The organism is Novipirellula caenicola (assembly GCF_039545035.1).
GTDB classification, from domain to species: domain Bacteria; phylum Planctomycetota; class Planctomycetia; order Pirellulales; family Pirellulaceae; genus Novipirellula; species Novipirellula caenicola.
Window position 1 is genome coordinate 462,040 of record NZ_BAABRO010000004.1, and the last position, 21,039, is coordinate 483,078.

General features: G+C 54.7%; 18 protein-coding genes. 7 read left to right on the forward strand and 11 right to left on the reverse strand.

What is annotated here, in order from left to right; translation table 11 throughout:
- Positions 1-27: 27 nt before the first annotated feature.
- The 6 genes from ABEA92_RS11305 to ABEA92_RS11330 all read right to left on the reverse strand — a co-directional run bounded on the left by ABEA92_RS11305 (position 28) and on the right by ABEA92_RS11330 (position 7,349).
- Positions 28-1,335, reverse strand: coding sequence for an acyltransferase family protein (locus tag ABEA92_RS11305; protein WP_345683929.1), 1,308 nt, complete (start codon positions 1,333-1,335; stop codon positions 28-30).
- A gap of 55 nt (positions 1,336-1,390) precedes the next feature.
- Entirely contained in the window at positions 1,391-2,275 is an 885-nt protein-coding gene (locus tag ABEA92_RS11310) for a hypothetical protein (protein WP_345683930.1), read from the reverse strand.
- 207 nt (positions 2,276-2,482) lie between these two features.
- A complete protein-coding gene (locus tag ABEA92_RS11315; RefSeq protein ID WP_345683931.1) occupies positions 2,483-3,874 on the reverse strand; it encodes a sulfatase family protein in 1,392 nt (463 codons plus the stop codon).
- 314 nt (positions 3,875-4,188) lie between these two features.
- Positions 4,189-4,680 (reverse strand): transthyretin-like family protein, encoded by a 492-nt coding sequence (locus ABEA92_RS11320; RefSeq protein WP_345683932.1) that lies wholly within the window; start codon positions 4,678-4,680, stop codon positions 4,189-4,191.
- Positions 4,681-4,742: 62 nt separating this feature from the next.
- Complete coding sequence (locus ABEA92_RS11325; RefSeq protein WP_345683933.1) at positions 4,743-5,819, reverse strand: DUF1559 family PulG-like putative transporter; 1,077 nt, start codon at positions 5,817-5,819, stop codon at positions 4,743-4,745.
- Between the two features lie 651 nt (positions 5,820-6,470).
- Positions 6,471-7,349 (reverse strand): hypothetical protein, encoded by an 879-nt coding sequence (locus ABEA92_RS11330; protein WP_345683934.1) that lies wholly within the window; start codon positions 7,347-7,349, stop codon positions 6,471-6,473.
- A 430-nt stretch (positions 7,350-7,779) separates the two neighbouring features.
- Between ABEA92_RS11330 and ABEA92_RS11335 the strand changes: the two genes are divergently transcribed.
- The gene (locus ABEA92_RS11335) at positions 7,780-9,234 is read left to right on the forward strand and encodes a RecQ family ATP-dependent DNA helicase (protein WP_345683935.1); all 1,455 of its coding nucleotides are present in this window, start codon (positions 7,780-7,782) and stop codon (positions 9,232-9,234) included.
- Between the two features lie 165 nt (positions 9,235-9,399).
- Positions 9,400-9,909, forward strand: coding sequence for a Holliday junction resolvase RuvX (gene ruvX, locus ABEA92_RS11340; protein ID WP_345683936.1), 510 nt, complete (start codon positions 9,400-9,402; stop codon positions 9,907-9,909).
- Positions 9,910-10,054: 145 nt separating this feature from the next.
- On the opposite strand, the gene ABEA92_RS11345 is transcribed toward ruvX, so the two are convergent.
- From ABEA92_RS11345 to ABEA92_RS11355, 3 genes are all read right to left on the reverse strand, one after another.
- Positions 10,055-10,276 (reverse strand): hypothetical protein, encoded by a 222-nt coding sequence (locus ABEA92_RS11345; protein WP_345683937.1) that lies wholly within the window; start codon positions 10,274-10,276, stop codon positions 10,055-10,057.
- A gap of 107 nt (positions 10,277-10,383) precedes the next feature.
- Positions 10,384-10,590, reverse strand: a complete 207-nt coding sequence (locus ABEA92_RS11350; protein ID WP_345683938.1) for a hypothetical protein — start codon at positions 10,588-10,590, stop codon at positions 10,384-10,386.
- A gap of 245 nt (positions 10,591-10,835) precedes the next feature.
- The gene (locus ABEA92_RS11355) at positions 10,836-11,252 is read right to left on the reverse strand and encodes a hypothetical protein (RefSeq protein WP_345683939.1); all 417 of its coding nucleotides are present in this window, start codon (positions 11,250-11,252) and stop codon (positions 10,836-10,838) included.
- An 851-nt stretch (positions 11,253-12,103) separates the two neighbouring features.
- Here ABEA92_RS11355 and ABEA92_RS11360 point away from each other — a divergent pair.
- Together ABEA92_RS11360 and ABEA92_RS11365 are read left to right on the forward strand one after the other, a co-directional pair.
- Positions 12,104-13,543, forward strand: a complete 1,440-nt coding sequence (locus tag ABEA92_RS11360) for an RNA polymerase sigma factor RpoD/SigA (protein WP_345683940.1) — start codon at positions 12,104-12,106, stop codon at positions 13,541-13,543.
- Between the two features lie 616 nt (positions 13,544-14,159).
- A complete protein-coding gene (locus ABEA92_RS11365) occupies positions 14,160-15,041 on the forward strand; it encodes a response regulator transcription factor (protein WP_345683941.1) in 882 nt (293 codons plus the stop codon).
- A gap of 7 nt (positions 15,042-15,048) precedes the next feature.
- Here ABEA92_RS11365 and ABEA92_RS11370 read toward each other — a convergent pair whose 3' ends face one another.
- Positions 15,049-15,954, reverse strand: a complete 906-nt coding sequence (locus ABEA92_RS11370) for a DUF1559 family PulG-like putative transporter (protein WP_486348734.1) — start codon at positions 15,952-15,954, stop codon at positions 15,049-15,051.
- Between the two features lie 382 nt (positions 15,955-16,336).
- Here ABEA92_RS11370 and ABEA92_RS11375 point away from each other — a divergent pair, with 382 nt between their 5' ends.
- The 3 genes from ABEA92_RS11375 to ABEA92_RS11385 all read left to right on the forward strand — a co-directional run bounded on the left by ABEA92_RS11375 (position 16,337) and on the right by ABEA92_RS11385 (position 20,105).
- On the forward strand, positions 16,337-18,064 hold the full coding sequence (locus ABEA92_RS11375) for a hypothetical protein (RefSeq protein WP_345683943.1): 1,728 nt from the start codon (positions 16,337-16,339) through the stop codon (positions 18,062-18,064).
- A gap of 205 nt (positions 18,065-18,269) precedes the next feature.
- Positions 18,270-19,112, forward strand: coding sequence for a DUF6655 family protein (locus ABEA92_RS11380; RefSeq protein ID WP_345683944.1), 843 nt, complete (start codon positions 18,270-18,272; stop codon positions 19,110-19,112).
- A 141-nt stretch (positions 19,113-19,253) separates the two neighbouring features.
- Complete coding sequence (locus tag ABEA92_RS11385; protein ID WP_345683945.1) at positions 19,254-20,105, forward strand: class I SAM-dependent rRNA methyltransferase; 852 nt, start codon at positions 19,254-19,256, stop codon at positions 20,103-20,105.
- A gap of 31 nt (positions 20,106-20,136) precedes the next feature.
- Here the strand turns inward: ABEA92_RS11385 and sucD are convergent, their stop codons facing one another.
- Positions 20,137-21,015 carry a succinate--CoA ligase subunit alpha gene (gene sucD, locus ABEA92_RS11390; RefSeq protein WP_345683946.1) on the reverse strand — a complete coding sequence of 293 codons (879 nt, stop codon included), beginning with the start codon at positions 21,013-21,015 and terminating at the stop codon, positions 20,137-20,139.
- Positions 21,016-21,039 lie beyond the last annotated feature (24 nt).

Here is a 21,039-nt window from a genome sequence, read left to right on the forward strand (position 1 = left end):
CCAGTTGCGGCAATTCCTCGACGCCGATCAAGCCGCGCGGCGTTGCGGCACCGATTCGGTCGCCACAGACTCGCGTCGCATTGACAACACTTCGACCGTCTGCGTCGGAGGTGTCCACTGCATTCCCAGCATCCGCCCTAGTCGTGTGCGGCGAACCAGCCCTTCGTAGGTCAACAAGCTCAGTCCGACCGCGATGCAGAAAGCTGCCGCCATCTTGACACTTGGCGGCGTCGCAGGCATCCACTGTTTCAGATCAATATGCACCAACCCGAGAATGGGGTGATGAACCAGGTAGATCCAAAACGAAGCGGCCGCCAAATACTGAAGCGTCAGTGAAAGATGATTGATTCTTCGGCTGACCGCGATCGCCAAAAAAGTCACGCTATAAGCCGCCAACACCGTCACCACGGCAAGTCCTGAATGCGCTAACAGGCTGTCGCCGTATTGCAGATTCCATCGTCCTAGCGAAACGGCGGTCAGCAACAGCATCACGCTTGCAATCGCCATCGATGTGACTCGGTTTTCAAAAAACACCAAACTGGGATCCACTTTGGCAATCAACATTCCCGCGGCGAAGAACGTTCCGCTGTAAACCCACTTGCTGAGCACCGGAAGATAAGCGTGCTGAAATCCCCACACGACTTCGGGTGCAACCAACAGCGTGACAACGCCTGTTCCGGCCAGCAATGCCAACGCCAACGGCCAACGCTCGGCAATCTTACTACATAGATTTCGCAGCGAATCAAAGCGAGCGACTGCCGCGACGACCACCACGTAGAAGAACACGTAGTGCAAGAACCAAAGATGGCTCAGGCCCCATAAATCTTGATCGACGACGCCGTCGAACTTCAAACTTTTTAACTTGACCGGTTCCACGATGCCCTCGCCGACCCAACCAAGTACCCAGGTGTATAGGTCCATTGGCAAGATCACACACACCGCGAACGCAAGTGGCACCAACAATCGTTTGGCACGACTTCGCACAAGCGGACCGCTGCCCCGGTTGGAGAAGGTTTGCCAAGCAAAAAAGCCCGCCAACACCAAAAACAACGGCATGATGAAGACTTCGATGCCCCAGAACAGCCAATCAACCGATGGGCTGGCGGAATCACGAACCGACCACACCAATCCCGGCATCGGGTTTTGCAGGTACGGTACACAAGCGTGAAGCAGCACCACGGCAAGCGCAGCGACGCCGCGAACCGCATCGAAACCCAACAATTTCGGTTTCGCCGGTACACGCGACGTACGTCCAGCCGATCCGCCATCACCGCCATCAGAGAGATGCGGAGTTGCTTGCCGAGAACGCGGGGTGGGGAATGCAATAATCTTCATCGTGCATTGCAGATACCAAAACCCGCTTGACGTCGAAAAGGTCAAATCCGGCCATTTATTTGCTCGTCAAGGTTTCGGGGGCCTGCGAGATAGAAAAATCCTGCGAGAGCGATGACTCCAGCTGCGATTGGGAATTCTCACCATGTGACGTTTCAAGTGCCTCGGCCAGCGTTTTCGCATCCTTTAGTTCCTGAGCCCGAAACATCGGCACGTTGCCAAGATACCGCGACTCGATGCGATTGAGTTTGCCAAGTTTTTCCCAAGTTAGACCGTTGGCGTAATGCCATGCGACCGCTTGGGCCACGTTTTGCGATACGTTTTTAAGAGCCAATTGACGGCAAAGTTCAATCAATCTCGCGTCTTGCGTGTACTGCTCGATCGGGACCATGCGGTACTTCACCTTGGCATTGGGTTCGGGTTTGCCCTGTTCCAAGCAGACCGTCGTGGCGACCAATTTGCGAGTCTTCTGAGGGGCAATTCGCATGAACCCCATCCCGAAACCATCATTTTGCCGCGCATTCCCGCCGCCGACATTGCCGAAATTATTGCCAAAGGCATTGCCGCCCTGTTGCCCACCTTGCTGGAATCCTCCGCCGACACTTTGGTTGCCGCCACTCTGACCGGCTTGCCCCTGCGCTGCTCCGAATCCGGCTTGTTGTTGTCCACCGAATCCAAATTGCGCCAACACAGGAACTGCGGCAATCGCATCAGGCAGTTCGAGATGTAAGACGTGATTTGTATTGTTTTCAATCAACACATTCGCGCGGTTTGCATCGAGTGCAATGAATTGGACAGAAACCTGTTTCGAATCGATTGCTTCGAACAACGCAATGGAAACCGCCGGTTCATTCGCAGCCACAAAATTGTGGCTCGAGAACGAACCGATCCACAGCAACACTGCGGCGGTGACGATACCGCGACGGATTGGCAAACAACGCATTGGAATCCCTTGTCATTGATTTGGCGAAGTGGGTTCGATCGACACGTCGATGTGACGCGATCAAACCAGCAGCACCGAAACAACAAGGCACAAAGCATGCCAAGCACGCTTTACCGCGTTTTTCACATCGAACCGACTGAGCAGCCTAAGGCAAAGTGATACATGTGCGGCGTTTTGAAACACCGATCATGCGCACATCGGTGGACGCTACTGCGCAGGCGTTTCCGAGGGTTCGGTCGACGGTGGGGCTTGCCAAGGAATACGTCCCCCTTGCTGAATCTGTGCCGCCAAACGCGGTTTCATCTTCGCGACCACCCGAGCTTGTTTGGCGATCTGGTTGTTGGCTTCCTGCGGATCGCTCTCGAGATCATATAGTTCCAGCGGAGAAAACGGATCGTTCTGCATCAACTTCCATCGCCCCTGAATCAGTGCGTGATAAGCGTGCCCTACGTAATGACCGCCTCCTTCGCGGCGGACAAAATAAAGCTCGCGATCTGAATTGGCGGAAGCGAAGGTAGACGAATCGCCGTGGAGCAGATCCTTCAATCCAATGGCGTCGATCTCGCTTGGCTGTGGTACGCCCGCGTATTGCAGAAAGGTTGCGGCAAGATCAAACGTCAATACAGGTTGATCACTGCGACTTCCCGCAGCAATCTTGCCGGGGTAACGCACCCACGCGGGAACACGAAGCCCACCATCGTAATGACTCTGTTTGCCGTCACGCCAAGGATCATTGCTTTGAGCATGAGGCAATGAACCGCCATTGTCCGACGTAAACGCAATCACCGTATTTTCACGCAGCCCGAGTTCATCGATACGAGCAAACAATTTTCCGATTTGGTCATCCAAATGCTCGACAAACGCGACGTTCAACGCCCGCTTGGCATCAAGATGTGGAGCACGTTGTTGCACACGCTCTAGCCACGCGTCGGGCGGTTGGATGGGAAAATGAGGGGCGTTGTAGGCAAGGTAAAGAAAAAACGGCGACTCGGACGCGGCGGCTTGTTCGGTTAGGTAATCATCAGCCCACTGCGTAAACAACTCCGTTGCATGCCCCTTGGGATCAATTTCCTGATCATTCAGACGCATGTAATTGTGTCCATGGCGACGATGCGTGTCGTAGTCATCCATCATGTCACCAAGAAACCCGTGAAAGTGGTCAAAACCACGTTCGCATGGTGTGTTGGGCGACGCCAACCCGAGATGCCACTTTCCAATGATGCCGGTTTGATACCCTGCGTCGCCGAGCCGGTCGGCCAGCGTTGGTACATCGGTTCGCAGGTATCCCCATGAATTTCGGGCATGCGTGCGAATGACTCCGGGGACGCCCGCACGATCGGGATACATTCCCGTCATGATCGCAGCTCGCGTCGGTGAGCACACCGTGCAATTGGCTCGCATCCGAGTCAACGTCATTCCTTCGGAAGCGAATTGGTCTAGATGCGGCGTTTGCACATCGGTCGCTCCATTGCAGGTGACGTCACCGTAACCTAGATCGTCCGCGAGAATCAGAATCAGATTGGGACGCGATGGTTGCCCCGGTCGTGTCGCGGCAGGTGCACTTGATTGCTGTGCAGCGGAGTCGGCAACGGTGATCATAGTCACAGCCCCGATAAGCAATCCCAACAACGCGAATTGCCAAAACATTGGGATCAGCGTCGGTCGGACGCCGGATGAGTGCCCCAGTGCTACCCTTCGCGTAAACCGAACCATCTTGATCTCTTTTTGAACGTCAACAGGGAAGTCGATAGACCGTCCGCTCGGTGCGGACGGCAAAATCACGGCCCACCAGTCTGTTCATTGGGGGCTGCCAAGTCAATTCCTTGTCCCGATGTGCAAAAAAAAACGACTGAGGGCAACCTGGGTCACCCTCAATCGTCGCGATGATTGGATCAAGATTCGCAGCAAACGAACTACAAGCTCAAGATGATCTCGTTTGGCCCACTTTCAACCTTGGCGGTCAAGCCTTCGACTCGGCTTGGCGAACCATCTTTGGATCGAGAGCGACCTTGGGGAGCCATCCCGACGGGTTGCAGCGTTCCTTCGGCCATTTCTTCGGTCGAAATGGTCGGCGCGATGGTCTCCGCCGGTGCTGGCGGACTGGGATCGCCAGCGACGTGCCCTCCGATGACGGTCACTTTGTGGTCGCCAATGGCGGCCCCCGGATCGCCGGTCGAGTAATACAGGGTGAAGCTACCGGTTTCATCGGTTTCGCCATACGAAGCGGCGCCGTTGACCGTTGGATAGAATTCCACCTGAGCGTTGACGAAAGGTTTCCCTTCCTTCATTAGCTTGCCTTTGACCTCAGCCAACGATGGCTTGTCACTTCGGCTGCATCCAAGGGTGCCGACCAGCAAAAACATTGCTAGGCCCAGCGAAAGTTTCGAGACGTGGTTCATTTTCATCAATGAGTTTCTAGATAGATCAAAAGGTGTATTGATTTGCATTGTCAGGCAAAGAATGAATCCTAGTACTCTTCGTTCAAAACAGTACGGTCTTGGCGATCCGCCAACAGAGCGTAAATATCGAAACGAATATTTTCGCTGATAAAACGAACGCTTCCGTCCGCCAGCACGAACTGAGCTCCGCCACCATGCGTCGAGTTGAACACAGTGTGACGGCCCGGTCGTCCGTACCAATAGGGGCCGATTCCATGAGGCGAATAACGGCTGGTCGACGAATAGTTGATACCGACACGCGTCGACGCAATGTTCATCCAGTAAGCTTCGGATTCATTGTGGTTTGCACCACCGCCACCGGACCAAGCACCGCCATACCAATTGCCGGCTCGTTGGTCATAGAAGCTAGAGGTTCCATCGGAATTACGAATGCGGATCTCAGCGGATTGCTCGCCTACCATCAGCGTGTTGCTGGTTCCATCTAGGATCGATGCGAAACGCACGGGTTGGTTGTAATAGTTATCCAACGCCACGATCACGCCGTTGTGATCGGTCATTCCGTGGTATCCGTTCCACGTCGAATAGTTGGTGTTGTTATTGCTGAATCGTCCCGCCACACCGACATAGTTCGAAATTTGCATCTCGAGTTGGTCCGGCGCTCCCAACGCCTTGGTGGCAGCACTTGTGTTGTCGAGCCGGGTAGTAGGAAGCGCACTCGAAGGACAGTTCAGACCAGGAACCACCAAACCGTGGAACGCTTCCCAATTGCGATTGACGCCGGTGTCACGAGACGCCCAATCGGTCCCGCTGAATGTCGATGCTTCAAAGGCAGCACTTTGCTCAATGAAGGGCAAGATGCGAACGAGCCACGACGCCGGACGGTCGTTGGTCGCGGTTGCAGGAATCACTGCGGGCGGCATCGAACGGTAGGTGTCGTGATAGAGATGTAGTGCCAAACCGAGTTGCTTCAAGTTGTTGGAACACGACATACGGCGAGCGGCTTCGCGGGCCGACTGCACGGCAGGCAACAACAGTCCTACTAATACGCCAATGATCGCAATGACAACCAATAGCTCGACCAATGTAAAACCGCTGCGCCGCTCAGCACGCACGGGTCGGGCGTACTGGAATTTGAGAATCGACATGAAATAACTTTTCCTAATGCTTCAACCTTGATGTAAAAACTAAACTTCACCCCGGTCTTTCGATCGGAATGAAATTCACGCACTGGCACCTGTTCAGCAATCCGAATGCCCGACACCCAAACCACACGACGGCGTGACCCAGACCGCCAGAGGGGGCGGGGCAATTAATGGGTCATAGTCTCGCTCTGAATGATCTTCTCACTGCCTTGCCGTCCCCTTACCCACCCGCCATTTTTTGAAAATTTTTGTCAATTCCATTTTCATGGCTAACCCTTTGTAGACAGAAGGATTTAGGACAGCCCACTTGACGCACACTTCTTAGGCATCGCAGTGCTAGCGAGTTAAGCATGCCCGCGTTGACACAGTGGAGCGTGGCCTAAACCGAGGGAATTTTTGCGGTTGGGTTTGCATGCGAGAGGGTGGCCGACGGACCACGGCATCCACTTTGGGTAGCGATTGCGACGTGGGGACCGAAAAGCGTGCTTTGCGGAGCGGACAAGTAACGAAGTCATTTTTCGCCAAGGTTCGGAGTTAAGAATGCTCTCCTCCCCCAAAGAAAAAATCCCCCGCATCGATGAACGATGCGGGGGATTGCAGGTCGACGAATACTGGATGTCGTAACCACCGGCGAGCGGCCGATTTTAGCGGGTCCTATTTAACTTGGATCAGGTTGAACCGAGAGAGTTGTTCACGCTGTTCCTTGGTAAACGCCATGTCGACATGGTGAATTGATTTCAGCCCCTTCATTTCCGCCATGGCATCGACGACGCGAGCCCGATAGGCGTCCGAAAGAAAGATGCTGTCGCCGTCTTGGGCGTTTCCGTACCATCCGACCCACAAATCGGTTACCGAATCAAAGTACTTCAGCGATGACAAATTGTCCGGCTTGATCGTTGAGTTGATGATTCGCAATTCACGCACCTTCAACGATTCGATCGGCTTGAGCGTGCTGATCGCGGTCCCACTCAGGTCCAACGAGTCGAGTTCACGAAAACTGCGGCCTAGAATTTCCAGCGTCGAATCGTCAGCGTGTCCGCCACCGATAAAACGCGTGGATTCGGGGGACAGATCAATTCGGCGAATACCGGGCAGCGCCGCGGCGAGTCGCAAGTTGCGGTTCAGTTCCAGCGGGGAACGAACGGCTTGAAATGAGACCGAGGGAAACACGGGCAGGTCTGCCTCGACAATTCGGGTTGGCGACCCGGACACCGCGACATTGGAAACCAACAATTGACGCCACACGTCGGTGATCGCTTGGTGGTGTTGATTCCGTTTTAGCGTGCTGCTGATTTCATGGCTGGCTCCATAGATTACCAACGCCACCAAAAAAACCCCAAACGCGGCTAGAAACGTCGTCAGCCATTCGGGACGGTTGGACCACCGAAATCGAGAGCGAGTGGGAATCGCAGGCGGTTCCTTTCTTCGCTTGGTTGGGGGCTCCATCGCTATCGATGGCATGGGCAAATCGGCAGCGGCATTGGAATGCCGAGACGATATGTCGGCAAGCCGCGGATCTCTTTTGGCCTTCACGGTAAACATCACTCCAAATAGACAAACAAAATAAGAAAGGAGAGAACAACTCTTAAACTAGCACAACGTTGGTTGCTTATCCCACGTAAAAACATGAAGTTTTAACGGCAAATTGCAACAAACTGCTTCACAAACGACACGGTGGATCGCCACCCCCCAGAACCACACGCAAGTCAAGTTTCGGACCTCCGAAGCACCTAGCGTGGGTGTCCCCGATGGCAATTGGCCTTCAGGCTAACGCTGCCGCAGCATCGGAAAGACTCGGGAAATTTGCTAATTTATCCAGTTCGCTGCCAACACCGGCAGGGATGCAAGTTTTTGCGTCTGCGAACCGCGCGTAGTTGGACTTTACTGTAATCCTTGTTGCCATTGATTTCCTGTTTCCTAATCACTCATCTTTACTCGCTCGATTAGAGCGACGCTACTTTTTATGCCTGACCCGCAATCAATCCATTCCGTTTTGGCTCGTCACTTCGGCTATCCGTCATTCCGCCCTGCGCAGCAGGCGGTGATCGAACACGTCTTGGCTGGGAACCATGCGATGGTGGTGATGCCGACGGGAATGGGAAAATCGTTGTGCTACCAGATTCCAGCGCTGACCATCCCGCAAGCCGACCCCAAAGCGGACGCTCATGAAATCGTCTTAGTCTTGTCTCCTTTGGTCGCATTGATGCATGATCAAGTCAGCGATTTGAGATCGCGAGGCATTGATGCAGCTTACATCAATTCATCGCTGGACCGCCCGACTCGCGAAACTCGCTATCAGGAAGTCGCATCGGGAAAGTACCGGCTGCTGTACGTGACCCCCGAGCGATTTCGCAAGCAAGAGTTTCGTACGATCATCGCGAAGCGTCATGTCAAGTTGTTGGCAATCGACGAAGCCCACTGCGTCAGTCAGTGGGGACACGATTTTCGCCCCGACTACTCGCGTGTCGGCGAGATCCGAGAACAGTTGGGATTTCCCACCACGATCGCATTGACAGCGACTGCAACGGAGGAGTGCCGTCGCGATATCTACTCTCAGTTGGGAATCCCGGAGGACGAGATCCAATTGTTTTATCAGGGCATCGAACGCCCCAATCTGCGGCTGGATGTCGAACACGTGATGGGCGATCAAGAGAAACTTGATGCCATCGAGCGGTTGCTTCATGACGATCAGTATCGCGGCGGCAGCGTGGTGATCTACTTTTCGTTGATCAAAACCTTGACTCGGTTCAGCGACCATTTACTCAGCCAAGGCGTCGACCACGAGTGTTATCACGGCGACTTGCCAAGCCAAAAACGCCGACAAGTTCATAATCGATTTTTAAATGGTGACACTGATGTGGTGCTGGCCACTAACGCATTTGGAATGGGGATCGACAAAGCAAACATCCGCGTTTTGATTCATGCGGAAACGCCGGGTTCGATTGAATCTTATTACCAAGAAGTGGGCCGTGCCGGCCGTGACAATCAGCCAAGCCGATGCGTGTGGCTGTATGACCAGAGCGATTTGATGACGCAAATGCAGTTCATCGAATGGTCCAACCCAGACGCGGATTTCTACGGTCGACTACTCAATTTGCTAATCGAACATAACGAATCGTGCCGCGCATTCGGAGTCGATTGGATGAACGAGCGACTGCAACGTGTTAGTCGTCACGACCACCGCATCGCCACCGCCTTTGCCATGCTTGATCGAGCCGGAGTCATCGCAGGCCCCCATCCGCCTCAGTGTTTCGATCTATTGACCGCAGCTCCGGACCATTTCTTAAACCAGGAGTCGTTGGCGGAAAAAAAACGACGTGACCAACAGCGTTTGTACGCAATGGTACAGCTGGCCGCAGAACCAGAAGACCGAAAGGCATTTCTACAACGCTATTTCGAAGGGGATGCAAAGCATTAGCGAGGTTGAAGTGATGGGAATTCGCCGTCACTCGCATTTCGAGCTGCATTGCAGATGGCTGGAAAATCAGTAATGTGGGGTAAGCCATCATCCCGGCTGGCAAGAACGGATGGCGTCCCTTCGTTACCGTCTCTCGAACTCTTCGGTACCCCTGACTGCATTTTGATGACCGCACCCACAGACGACTTCCCCTTGGCCGGGCGACTTGCATCGATTGATTTTGGCAGTGTGCGGATTGGGATCGCGATATGTGATCCCGATCGAATTTTGGCAAGCCCGTTGGAGGTCCGCGCAGCGGATCAATGGAAGCAGGACGGCGACTATTACCGCGAATTGACGAAGTCGGAGCGAATCTCCGCTTTTGTTGTCGGGCTTCCCATCCACTTGGATGGTGGAGAGAGTGAAAAGAGCCTTCAAGCACGCGAATTTGCTCGCTGGCTTTCCAAGACAACCGGTAAACCGGTACGGTTGTTCGACGAGCGATTTACCACGGCCGACGCCAACAATCGAATGCGGGCTGCGGGTTACAGTCGTCAAGGCAAAAAGAAACGAATCGACGCCGTTGCCGCCTTGGTGATCCTCGAGTCATTTATCGAAGCGTGTCGCTATCGAGGCGAAATTGTGGGCAAACCGTCAAGCGAACCAATCCCCAGCAAGGGAGAATCGATTGACTAGGCTTTTCAGCTTGACCCCGCCGCGGGCGTTCTAACTGGCCCAGATTACTTGGCTCAGATTAACTGGTCAGATTCTGGCGATTCAACGAACCCGCCTTGGGCGACTCACCGCCGCTACAAAGGCTACGTAGATCGCCGGCCCATCTCTATGCGGCGTCACATCCCGACAATGCCACCATCAAATCAAGAAAGCGTTGGTCGGCATCACGTCGACGACGAATCCGCTCTGAAATGCTCCAGCCCGAACGAATCGCGAGCACGCGACGCGAAATCTCAGCGTCCGAAACACGTACATTCGTGCGATTTGTTTTCGATGGCTTAGCGGCGATCGTGGGGGTCACTTTCTTCTCACAAATCATTGTCGACATGGTCGAATCCTTCCTATTTGAAATCAAAAAAACTAGCGATCAAAGCAGTCAACCGACGCTTTAGACAACGGCTCGGGAGATCCCGAACACCGTTCTAACGGTAATGATTAAGCGGCTTCGCAAGCCGACAACGCACTGATCAAATCGAGGAAGCGTTTGTCAGCTTCACGTCGACGGCGGACTCGCTCAGCAATGCTCCAGCCAGAGCGGATCGCCACGACTCGGCGTGAAATCTCAGCATCTGAAAGCCGAATCTCATTTTGAGTCGACGAAGTTGATTTAGAGACAGTCTCAGGACGAGTAGCGGTCAACATTGATGAATCCCTCCAGGAAAGTAATCGCTTAGGCGTTATTCAGGCTTCAGCTACATTTGTATTCGCCACATCGGCTGACATCGCCGAGGACGAAACAGGAGAGAAGCAATCAGGATGCCAACCCAACCTGACAGAGCGTCGAAAAAGTGAGAAAGTTCGCCTGCCAAAGGCAATTTCGCATCAAAAAGCAGCAAAAACACCGTAAAAGAGCCGGTTTTTATTTGCTCGCCGATTTCTTAAAAAACTTAGTCACCCCAGATCGACTGTTCAAACGTTGGTAAGTTTTTCAACGATCTAGCCGGAATTACCATCACAATGCAATCTGCCGCACTGCTACCCACGATTGCTTGCAAGACGGTGTTCCAAGTTCCCCGGGTGCATTGTCCTTGAAGATCGACATACTGCAGTTGGTCGTTGGCGTCGTAGAGCATTCCCTCGACTTGCTGTCCCTGATCGGCGGACCAAACGAACGATCCATCCAGCTCGAAATAGAGTCGTGGCAATAATTGCAATCGCGCGGCAGCATCTTCAAAACGAGTTGGCAGCGGGCTTTGCTCGGGCCCTTGTTGCTCGGGCCCATCTTGTTCGGGCCCAATTCGCTGAGGCCCATTTTGCTCGGGCCCATACAGATAGATGTGAAACGGCTTGATCGTGGACGTCATGGCTACGTGGTCAAAAAGGCGGGCGGTGGACAGGACGGCGGACGCGTTTGACGGCCTCGGAATCATGGCACTGCCGAAACGCGTCCCCTTTGGATGGCAACTTGCCCCAGGCGGGGCATTATGCCCGATGTCCATTACTAATTCAGGACGCCAGCGTCACTGCAGATAGCCATATTCTCAGAATAGGGCGACGTTGATTGACCGCGTCGACATGGTCACGCATTGCAGTGTTTACTGCGGTTGACGGCCCCGTGCGTCGCTGGATTGTAATGGATTCCCGCCCCCCCAAACGTTCAATTTCACGCCAAAAATCGTCCTACAATCATAGCGTTTCAACCTCAGGTGACAGACCAAAACGATAGATACGAAGGGGGGTTCTGAGGGGATGTCCGAGGGCAATCCGAATTGGCGTCGAAGCGGAATAAACCACACGCGGCATGATCTTTGCGTGTTATGGAAATTACCAAAAAACGGTTAGAAAAGGCTGTCAAAAACGGCAAAACAAGGCGTCACTGTAGGAGCGTTTTGTAAGCACCGAGGGTGAGAGATTGGCAAACTGGCTCACGTGGGTTTAGGCGATTAGTCGAACCCGTGGGAACTTTCGAGTCTCTCAATGCGTAAACACAGTGAGCGCAATACGGTCTGTCTAAACGTGATTCATTGCGTGCGTCACTCCGGTGGATTCATTGGCGTCCTTGAAATGGTGAGTGCGTGAATACAAACATTGCTGAGAAAGAGGAATAGAGCTCTTCCGGGCAAAGAGCTTTGCGGGGTTGGCTTTGCGAGTCTGATTTTCCGGCTTGAACGGTCAGCCACAACCGCTTTCTCATTTTAGATAAAAGGAATAGGAAATGGTTTCTCTCAATTCGAATTCCGAACACACGACGATACGCGGCGGCTTCGATACTCCGACGTTGCGACAGGATGACAATCCATTGCGAAGTCAGGAAGAGCTTTCGGATTCGCTGGGGATGTACCTGAAACAGATGGGCCGCACCTCGCTGTTGTCAGCCGACCAAGAGTTGGCGTTGGCAGTGCAGATGGATGATGCCCGTACCCTATTTCGACATGACTTGCTTCGCGTTCGTTTTATTGCCGAGGATGCCGTCGCATCCCTTCGCGAAATTGTCACAGGTGACGCGAGGGCGGATCGAAGCCTCAGTTACGCCGTGACCGACGAGAAGGTCAAGCGTCAAATCTTAAGCCGGCTCGAGCCGAATGTTCAAACACTGCAGTCGCTGCTATCGCTGAACAATGCCGACTACGAAGCGATCCGTGATCGTCAATTGACGTTGGCCCAACGAAGCGAGGCTCGCAGCCGCTATCTGCGTCGACGAGAATCCATCGTGACGCTGATCGAAGAGCTCGGGTTGCGATTGCCGGCGATTGAACAGCACTACGAAAACCTGCTCTGGATGAACCGTCGACTCAAGATTTTGCGTCAGCGTCGCTCGGAGTTAACCCTCGAAGAGCATGCCGAGTACGAAACCATTCTGCGTCGGACTCAGCACTCCAGCTGTGGTCTCGATCGACGTGTCCAAGAACTCGAACGAGCTTATTCGCTTTACACCTCGACCAAACAGAAGCTGGTCGAAGCCAACCTACGCTTGGTCGTTTCCATTGCGAAGAAGTATCGCGGTCGCGGCTTAGCCTTTCTGGATTTGATTCAAGAGGGTAACTCGGGATTGATGCGGGCCGTCGAGAAGTTCGAAGCGAGCAAAGGATTCAAACTTTCGACCTACGCCACTTGGTGGATTCGCCAAGCGATTGGACGTGCCGTGGCTGAACAAAGTCGCACGATTCGGATCCCGGTGCACGTCGTTGGCGAAATGAATGAACTGCAACGAACGATCAGCGATCTTTACCAGCAACTGAGTCATCGCCCCACCCATCGTGAAGTGGCCGATACCGCGGGGCTGAGCGATGAGCGATTGGTCGTACTGGAGCGTTCACTGAGCACCAGCTACAGTCTGGATAACAGCTCTGCGGGCGAGGTCCCCACGAACCTGCGTGACATCCTGCAGGAAGAACAGACCACCCCGTTGGGCGACGAAGTGGATGCCAATTCGCTGAGCCACCGTTTGGAATCGTTGCTCGATCAACTCGATGAACGAGAACAGGCCATCGTGCGAATGCGATTCGGGTTTGATGACTACTCGCCTCAAACGCTATCGGAAGTGGCAAAGGTATTCAACATCAGCCGCGAACGAGTGCGGCAAATCGAACGGCGGGCGTTGCGGAAATTGCAGCAGCACGACGAGGTCAACAGCTTGGTCGGTTTCCTCGATTAACGGCGGCGTGATTCAGCATGATCGACCATGACGCGGTCAAGAATCGAAACCGCCGCCCTGCCGTCACCGCCATCCTCCATCACTAGCGGACTAGTCCTGACACCCCACAAAAGGGACACTCAGCATTAGTCCGCGCCAAGCCACCGTTTGCTGAGGTACCAACAACCACAAAGATTCTAGGTTCTTGCGGTGGAAATCGCTTCAGTCCTAGTGCATTGAAAGCAAAGTTTCTTATCATCTAGCAGCGGGCTAAGAGTGGGGCTCGTGAGCATCCGATCAACGCGACGGGCGATGTCTCCTCTCGTCGGCTCAGGATGACGAATCATCTGTACTCGCTTTTTTCGTGAACACGTAGGATCGCCCTGGTTCTTCCACAGAGCTGCGGCAATTGTCGTAATTTGCGGAAAACCGCGTGCTACCCCCCCGAGAAAGCAAGCTAGACTTGGATTGGTACCTCGGCCATGGGGGCAAAGCCCTGCTCCGGTGAATGCAGAATGTTTTAGGTAGTTTTTTTAACAGGTGTCATGGAAGCGTGTGTGATTCGCTTATCACGTCGCTCGCGGGTTCACGTGAACACGCCTCGGTAAGCAATGAGTTGAATTGAATTGAATTCTTTATGAGCAGTCCATTTAGCTCGATCAATTGGGCAGACATCTTCCGTATGGAAGTTGGGCTAGGAGTGACGATCGTCACTCGAGACGGGCGGGTGGCATATAGTAATGAGGCCGCTCGTTCGCTGTTTGGTGTCGCGTCAGCCGAACCAGGCACCTATCGCCATCTGAGCGCCCTGTTCCATCCCGAATTTGTGCGGGAACGGATGGCGTGGATCGAACAGGTCCTCAACAACGGCAAGCCGTTGCGAGCTAGGCATATCTACAACGGCCACCAGATGGTTTCCACGTTTTACCCCATCAGCGATGGGGGTGAACTGCTCAGAAGCATGGAGACGTCCAAGCCAAACAACGTGTCAAGCCAAAGTGACGCTAGTAGCCAAAGTGACGCGACGAGCCAGAGTGACGCGACGAGCCAACCCGACAGGACTGGTCAAAGTGACATCACCGGCCAAGCAAATGAAGAGCAGCCCTCCGTCGGTTCAACCGACGATCCGCAGGCGAATCCTGACGACGATCCCGGCGCCGCTCAATACGCACTGATCCTTTCGCGGCGAGCCCCGCTGGATGCGACCGAAGAGATCGAAACGGTGACAAGCCAGTACGTGGATCTCGGTTGCTTGTCGACGCTCAGTGATCGCGAACTCGAAATTTTCATCTTGCTGGGACATGGCAAGAGTGTTCCCGAGGTCGCCAAGATGCTGCACCGTAGTCCGCGTACCATCGAGCGACATAAGACCGAAATCGGACGCAAGCTTGGCTATTCAACGTTGGCCGAAATTGCTCGAGCGGTCGGGCACCTTGGCCTGACCTCGGACCACTTACAACTCGAGCGATTTCAAGCCTTGGTCGATGACGCCAAAGCGGAAGACAAACAGCAGTCTTAGACGCGGCTCAGAACGCATCAATGACTTGGTGATCGTTTCGATGGGTCAGCCGTCCTAACAAATCGGTCGAGATATCGACATCTATCACATGCACGCTGCCGTCGGCATAGACAAAATTGCATCCGCCGACATGGTAGCTGCCAAAATTGGTTTGAAAGCGGTCGGTCGGAAAGCGTGCCAGCGGATAACCGGGACCGCCACAGCGTGAAAAATTCGCCGGATGATCTCCGTTGTAAATCGCGCCATCCTCGGGCGCGATGCCTTGTCGTGACGGCCGCACGTGTTTCTCACCGACAATGATGGTGTGGCTGGTTCCATCGCTGAGACTGGCGAACCGAGTGCGGCTTTTCCACGTGACCAGCTTGGCATTGGGAGGTGCAAAGTTTCCGTCAGGCACCGTTTCCGGATCGGTTACCCCTTCGCCCATCACAAATGCTCCATTGGAATAGATCCAATTCCATACTCCCGATGGCCCATGCCCCGCCGAACAAGCATAGTCGCTGACAATCCCCGGGACATGACCGCTGGTTTCGTAGGGAGACAAAATGTCGTCACCCTGGGTGCTGTGAAGATTGGCGTCGCGACGTGAGGGACAAAAATACGGTGCAATCGCCGTCATCCTTGCCGTGTCGCTTTGGTAGTAATACTTAAGCGAATCGTCCCACTCGTCCGACAATGCAGCCTGCTCTAAGTGCGGCAGCAGCAGAAATGCCCAACTGGTGTAGTGATCGTAATTTCGACTTGGCGGCAATTCGTTGCGTTGAGCATGAAAGTTCTGGACCGCTAGCCCAATCTGCTTTAGATGATTCAGACACTGCGTTTGCCGAGCCGATTCCCGCGACGCTTGGACCGCTGGCAGTAGCAGTCCCACCAGCACGCCAATCGTGCCGATGACCACTAGCAATTCAACCAAGGTAAAGCCGAGGCGGTGGGGCGATCGACGCCAGCCACGGTGAGTTACCGAACAGTGAGTTACCGAACGGTGCGTTACCGAACAGTGAGACGCCAAGCAGTGAGGCGCCAAGCAGTGAGTTACGAAACAGTGGAAATGTGAACAGTGATCTTCCGAGGCGGAATCTCGGCTTTTCTGACGATTATCGATCATCATCTGGGTACCCCCCATGACTGGGTCGCGTTCTAAAAATGACGAGCCCATTCACGATGACACAGAATGACGGGCACTGTCATGACGCTTCCGCATCACTTCATCTTAGCAACGTAGCTAGACATGAAGGGCGGGATATCAAGAACACGGGGCTGAACATGAGGGACACAGCAGGGGCTCGTTAAGACCTATGGCTGGCTTTTTTGTAAAAACCGAGCATTCCGCTGCGGGCCCTTTTACCGGGGTCGAACTCCGCGAAGCTACGTTGTCAGGGATCATTGGTCCCAATTCGTTGATAGGGGACACCCAAGCAGGCCCTTGGCATCCCGCATTGGCCATCGGATTATTTTCCGAGAAGCGAATCGCACTTTCGCACCCTGAAGGGACCGTCGTCCCTCACTATCACGTTCGCGGCATGCTCGGAGCCGCCCAGGGCCCTTTCAAACTCAGGGAATTGATTGGATTTGCCGCTCGCGGAATGCTGGCGGCTGACGCCGAAATCCAAAGTGATGTGACCCAAACCTGGATTCCAGTCGACCGCATTCATGTTTTGAGAGCCTGTTTGGACGGCGACCTGGTCTTGCTTGGATCAGAAGGCGAAATTCAGCGGCGAACCGATCCGGCGTCTCCTCGACTGGTTGGCCCTCCCAACACTGCGACGCCAACCTATGCCGCTGCAGTCGCTCCGGCCACGGTCGCGAGATCGCTGCAACACCACAGCGATGCCAGCATCAAGTCATCCGAACATGAATTCAGAGATCGCCCATTTGCCACCGTCACCACAGATACCCCACGGCCGGACAATGCATCCGCTGCGGCAGAATCCTCTAATGCGGAAGCCCCCAAAGCCGAAGCCGATGTAACGAACGATCGCTCGCATCGCGAACGATTCCGCCTGCGTCTACGAGATCGGCTGCGTCCACGAGAATGGTTGGGACAATTCGCGACGCGGATCCGGCCATGGCGCAGGTCACCGGTGGCAATGTGGTCGCTCGCCGTGTTGTCCGCGGTTGCAGCGGCCGGCATTTTCCAATCACGATATCAAACCGCAGGCATGCCGCTAGATCGTGTTCTCGGCGATTGGATTGAGGTGTCTGCCGAGACGGTGTCCCCCGAGACCGTATCTACCGGAACCGCGTCTACCGCCCCCCTGCCAAAACCACCGGCCTCGCTTGCGATTTCGTTTCGCAGCGATGGCACCTGCGTGATTTTCTCGCCGCATGGCCGGTCGTGGACCGGAGACTATTCGTGGACTGATCGCCACAGCGATGCCCCCGAGTTTTCGAGCCCGCAAACGATCGAAGCCAGCTATGACGTGATCGATCCCAAACACCTTCATTCCCCGGTCCAGCCGACCGATGGGCATATGCGATTCCAGGGCATGATGTCCTCGCCGCCCACGATTGCCGGGCGTCCGCTACGAGATTGTTTTTTACGACGCGATGCGGATGCATTATTGATTGGATACTTGTCATCGGTCCGCTGGAGCCAAGGAGAAAAGACGATGATGGCAGGCTGGATACGCTTGCAGCCGTTTTCGCCCCCGACGGTGACCAACGTTGCTGAAAAACTCAAATCAATGCCTAGCGAACCGAGACCCGCAGACGTCGTTCGCGGTTCGGAACCGGATTTTCCTATCGCCGACGCAATCACCTCGATTGAAAAAGGACTTCCGGCGACCCGCGGACGCCGGTTTGTGTCGCCTCATGGCCGATTGGCGTACTCGAGCCTTGTCGACGCCGATTACCTGCTGCGTACCTTCGGAATCCCTGACGCCGCCCGCCCCCTCTTTCCGTTTGAAGCGCCCCGATTGCGATCGGGCCCTTCGTTTGAAACCAGCCAATTGATTCGATACGGCAAGCTGAAGTTATTGGTGAACCGCGAAGGGCATCTGCAGTACGTATCTCGAATGAAGTAAGCAGAGCGTTGAGGGCATCGGCATCATTTGCCAGCATTTCGGATTCAAGATCGAGGTTGCCCACACGCGGCGTTTTACGCTAAAAGCAGCATTCAACGTGTCATACAGCTATGTTCCCGCCAAAGAATCTCCCACCGAATCATCGTTATCGATGCGTTTATCTCCAGCCCCAGCGAACTGCCGCCTCGTTTTTGCATTGGCCTGGATGGCCATTGCAACGGCAGTGACAGGGTGCGGAACCACCCAAGAACAGCTGGCAACTCAGCAATTAGTGCTTAGCAAGGCGATCGATCGCAGCGTGGCAGGGATCGACTTTCGTCCGTTATCAGGACGAAAGGTGTATCTCGACACAAGTTACTTGCGTCAGGCCAAGGACGTGGGTTTCGTCAACGCGGACTATGTCACCAGTTCGCTTCGCCAGCAAATTGCGGCGGCGGGCTGTCTGTTGCAAGACACCAATAAAGACGCGGATATCATCGTCGAAGCGAGAATCGGGACTCTCGGTGCCGACGAACACCGAGTCACCTTTGGTATTCCCGAGAACAACGGATTGTCATCCGCCGCATCGCTGCTGCCGAATTCGCCTAGCTTGCCCGCGATGCCTGAATTTTCGCTGGCACGACGTGATTCCCGCGAGGGGGCGGCAAAAATTGCTGCGTTTGCGTATGAGCGAGACAGCCGCCAAGTCGTTTGGCAATCGGGGATCCGTGAATCCAACGCGACAGCCCGAGACACCTACGTGCTTGGGATCGGCCCCTTCCAAAGCGGCTCGATCCGCGAACGCACCAAATTGGCAGGCAGCAAGTACCTGAGATTTGGTGGGACCGTGCACAAGGATTCGCCGCAGCAAAATTTTGCCCGCCCTCCGGTCAACTACGCGGCGGAAACGCGATTCCAAGATGGCTGGCCTGTGTTTGACAGCAACGGAGCATTCCTGGATTTCATCGAAGGCCCCGTCGACGCAACATCGGACGAAGCGATGGCGATCGCTTCGCAGCCGCCCGAACCGTCGGATGAAAAAGAAGAGCCGGCCAGCGAAACCCGTTAGTGTTCTCTTGGCGCGATCCACTCTCATACGCACGGGCGTTTTCCAAGGCCGCGCGGCATTGGGGCTTTGACCGTCCTCGAACGAAAGCGGCGTCTCTCGTCTCGGCATCACCCGCAGTTTCGGTTTACAATCCTGCGGACCATGAGCAATGTCTATCAACTTATCGATTTCGGCGACGGGCTGAAGCTTGAATCGCTAGGCGGTTATTTGGTTTCTCGGCCTTCGCCCGCGGCCGAAGGGATTCGCCAGAAACATCCACGCCGCTGGACCGACGCCGATGCGACCTACGATGGGCAGCAGCGACGATGGAATCACCGCACCGAGTGGCCTGAATCGCTGACGCTGGATTGTGGACATTTCAAAATGCCAGTCCGCCCCACTCCGTTTGGCCACATCGGCTTGTTTCCCGAACAGGCCAAGAATTGGCAATGGTTATCGACCGAGCATCGCGACCATGAACCGCTTGCACTGAACTTATTTGGCTATACCGGGGCAAGCACGATGGCGCTGGCACGCGCTGGTTTCTCGGTTGTTCACGTTGATGCGGCCAAGCCCAACGTGACGGCCGCGAAAGTGGCGGCCGAAACGAATCAGCTATCCGACGCCCCGATCCGCTATCTGGTCGATGATGCTGCGAAATTTGCAGCACGCGAGGTCCGTCGCCAACGGCGGTACCACACCATCGTGATGGATCCCCCCGCTTACGGGCACTCGCCCAAAGGGAAAACGTGGCGGTTAGAACGGGATCTTTGGCCGCTGGTAAATGACTGTCTCGAATTGATCGATCCGATGAATTTCCGGATGCTGATCACGGGACATTCCCCTCAAGTTGACGCCAGCGACGTGCTTGAGTACTTGATGCAATCGGCGGCAATCAAAGCGGCGCAAAAAAAAGATCGGCTCCGTTTCAAAACGGGCCGATCCACAATTCAAGATCAATCGGGACGCAGTCTCGACGCGGGTTTTTACGTCCGCGTGCAAAGCGGCGAATGATCGCCGCAGCGAAACACGCCGCGTTTGCGTGTTAGCCTTTGCGACCAATCGCCTCGACCACCGCTTGCCCCATATCGGCCGGGGTGGGGGCAACCACGATGCCAGCATCTTCGAGCGCCGCGACCTTTTCTTCGGCGGTTCCCTTACCACCGCTGATGATCGCTCCGGCATGCCCCATTCGCTTTCCGGGAGGTGCGGTACGACCGGCAATGAACGCGGCCATTGGCTTGGTGACATTTGCTTTGGCGAACGCTGCGGCTTCTTCTTCAGCCGATCCACCGATTTCACCGATCATCAAGATGGCTTCGGTTTGATCGTCTTCTTGATACAGCTTTAGCAGATCGATAAAGCTGGTGCCGACGATCGGGTCGCCACCGAGTCCAACGCAGGTGCTCTGCCCAAGACCGAGGCTGCTGGTTTGCCAGACCGCTTCGTAGGTCAAGGTACCACTGCGGCTCATCACCCCGACCTTGCCTGGGTTATGGATATAACCGGGCATGATGCCGATTTTGCAAGATCCTGGGGTGATCAAACCGGGGCAGTTAGGGCCGATCAAGATCGACTTGCTCGCGCGTACTTTTTCGTAGACGCGAACCATGTCGATGACAGGCACGCCTTCGGTGATCGCGGCAATGATCTCGATCCCAGCGTCGACTGCTTCGAGGATTGCGTCGGCGGTGAATGGCGGCGGAACGAAGATCATCGTTGCGTTCGCCCCTGTTTTTTCAACCGCCTCTTCGACGGTGTCAAAAACAGGAATGCCTTCGACGTTTTGGCCGCCTTTGCCCGGAGTGACTCCGCCGACCATTTGGGTGCCGTAGTCACGACACCCCAGACTATGGAACGTGCCGGCGTTGCCCGTGATGCCTTGGCAGATGACTTTTGTGTTTCCGTCAACCAGAATGCTCATGACCGAATGACTATTGTAGAGAAC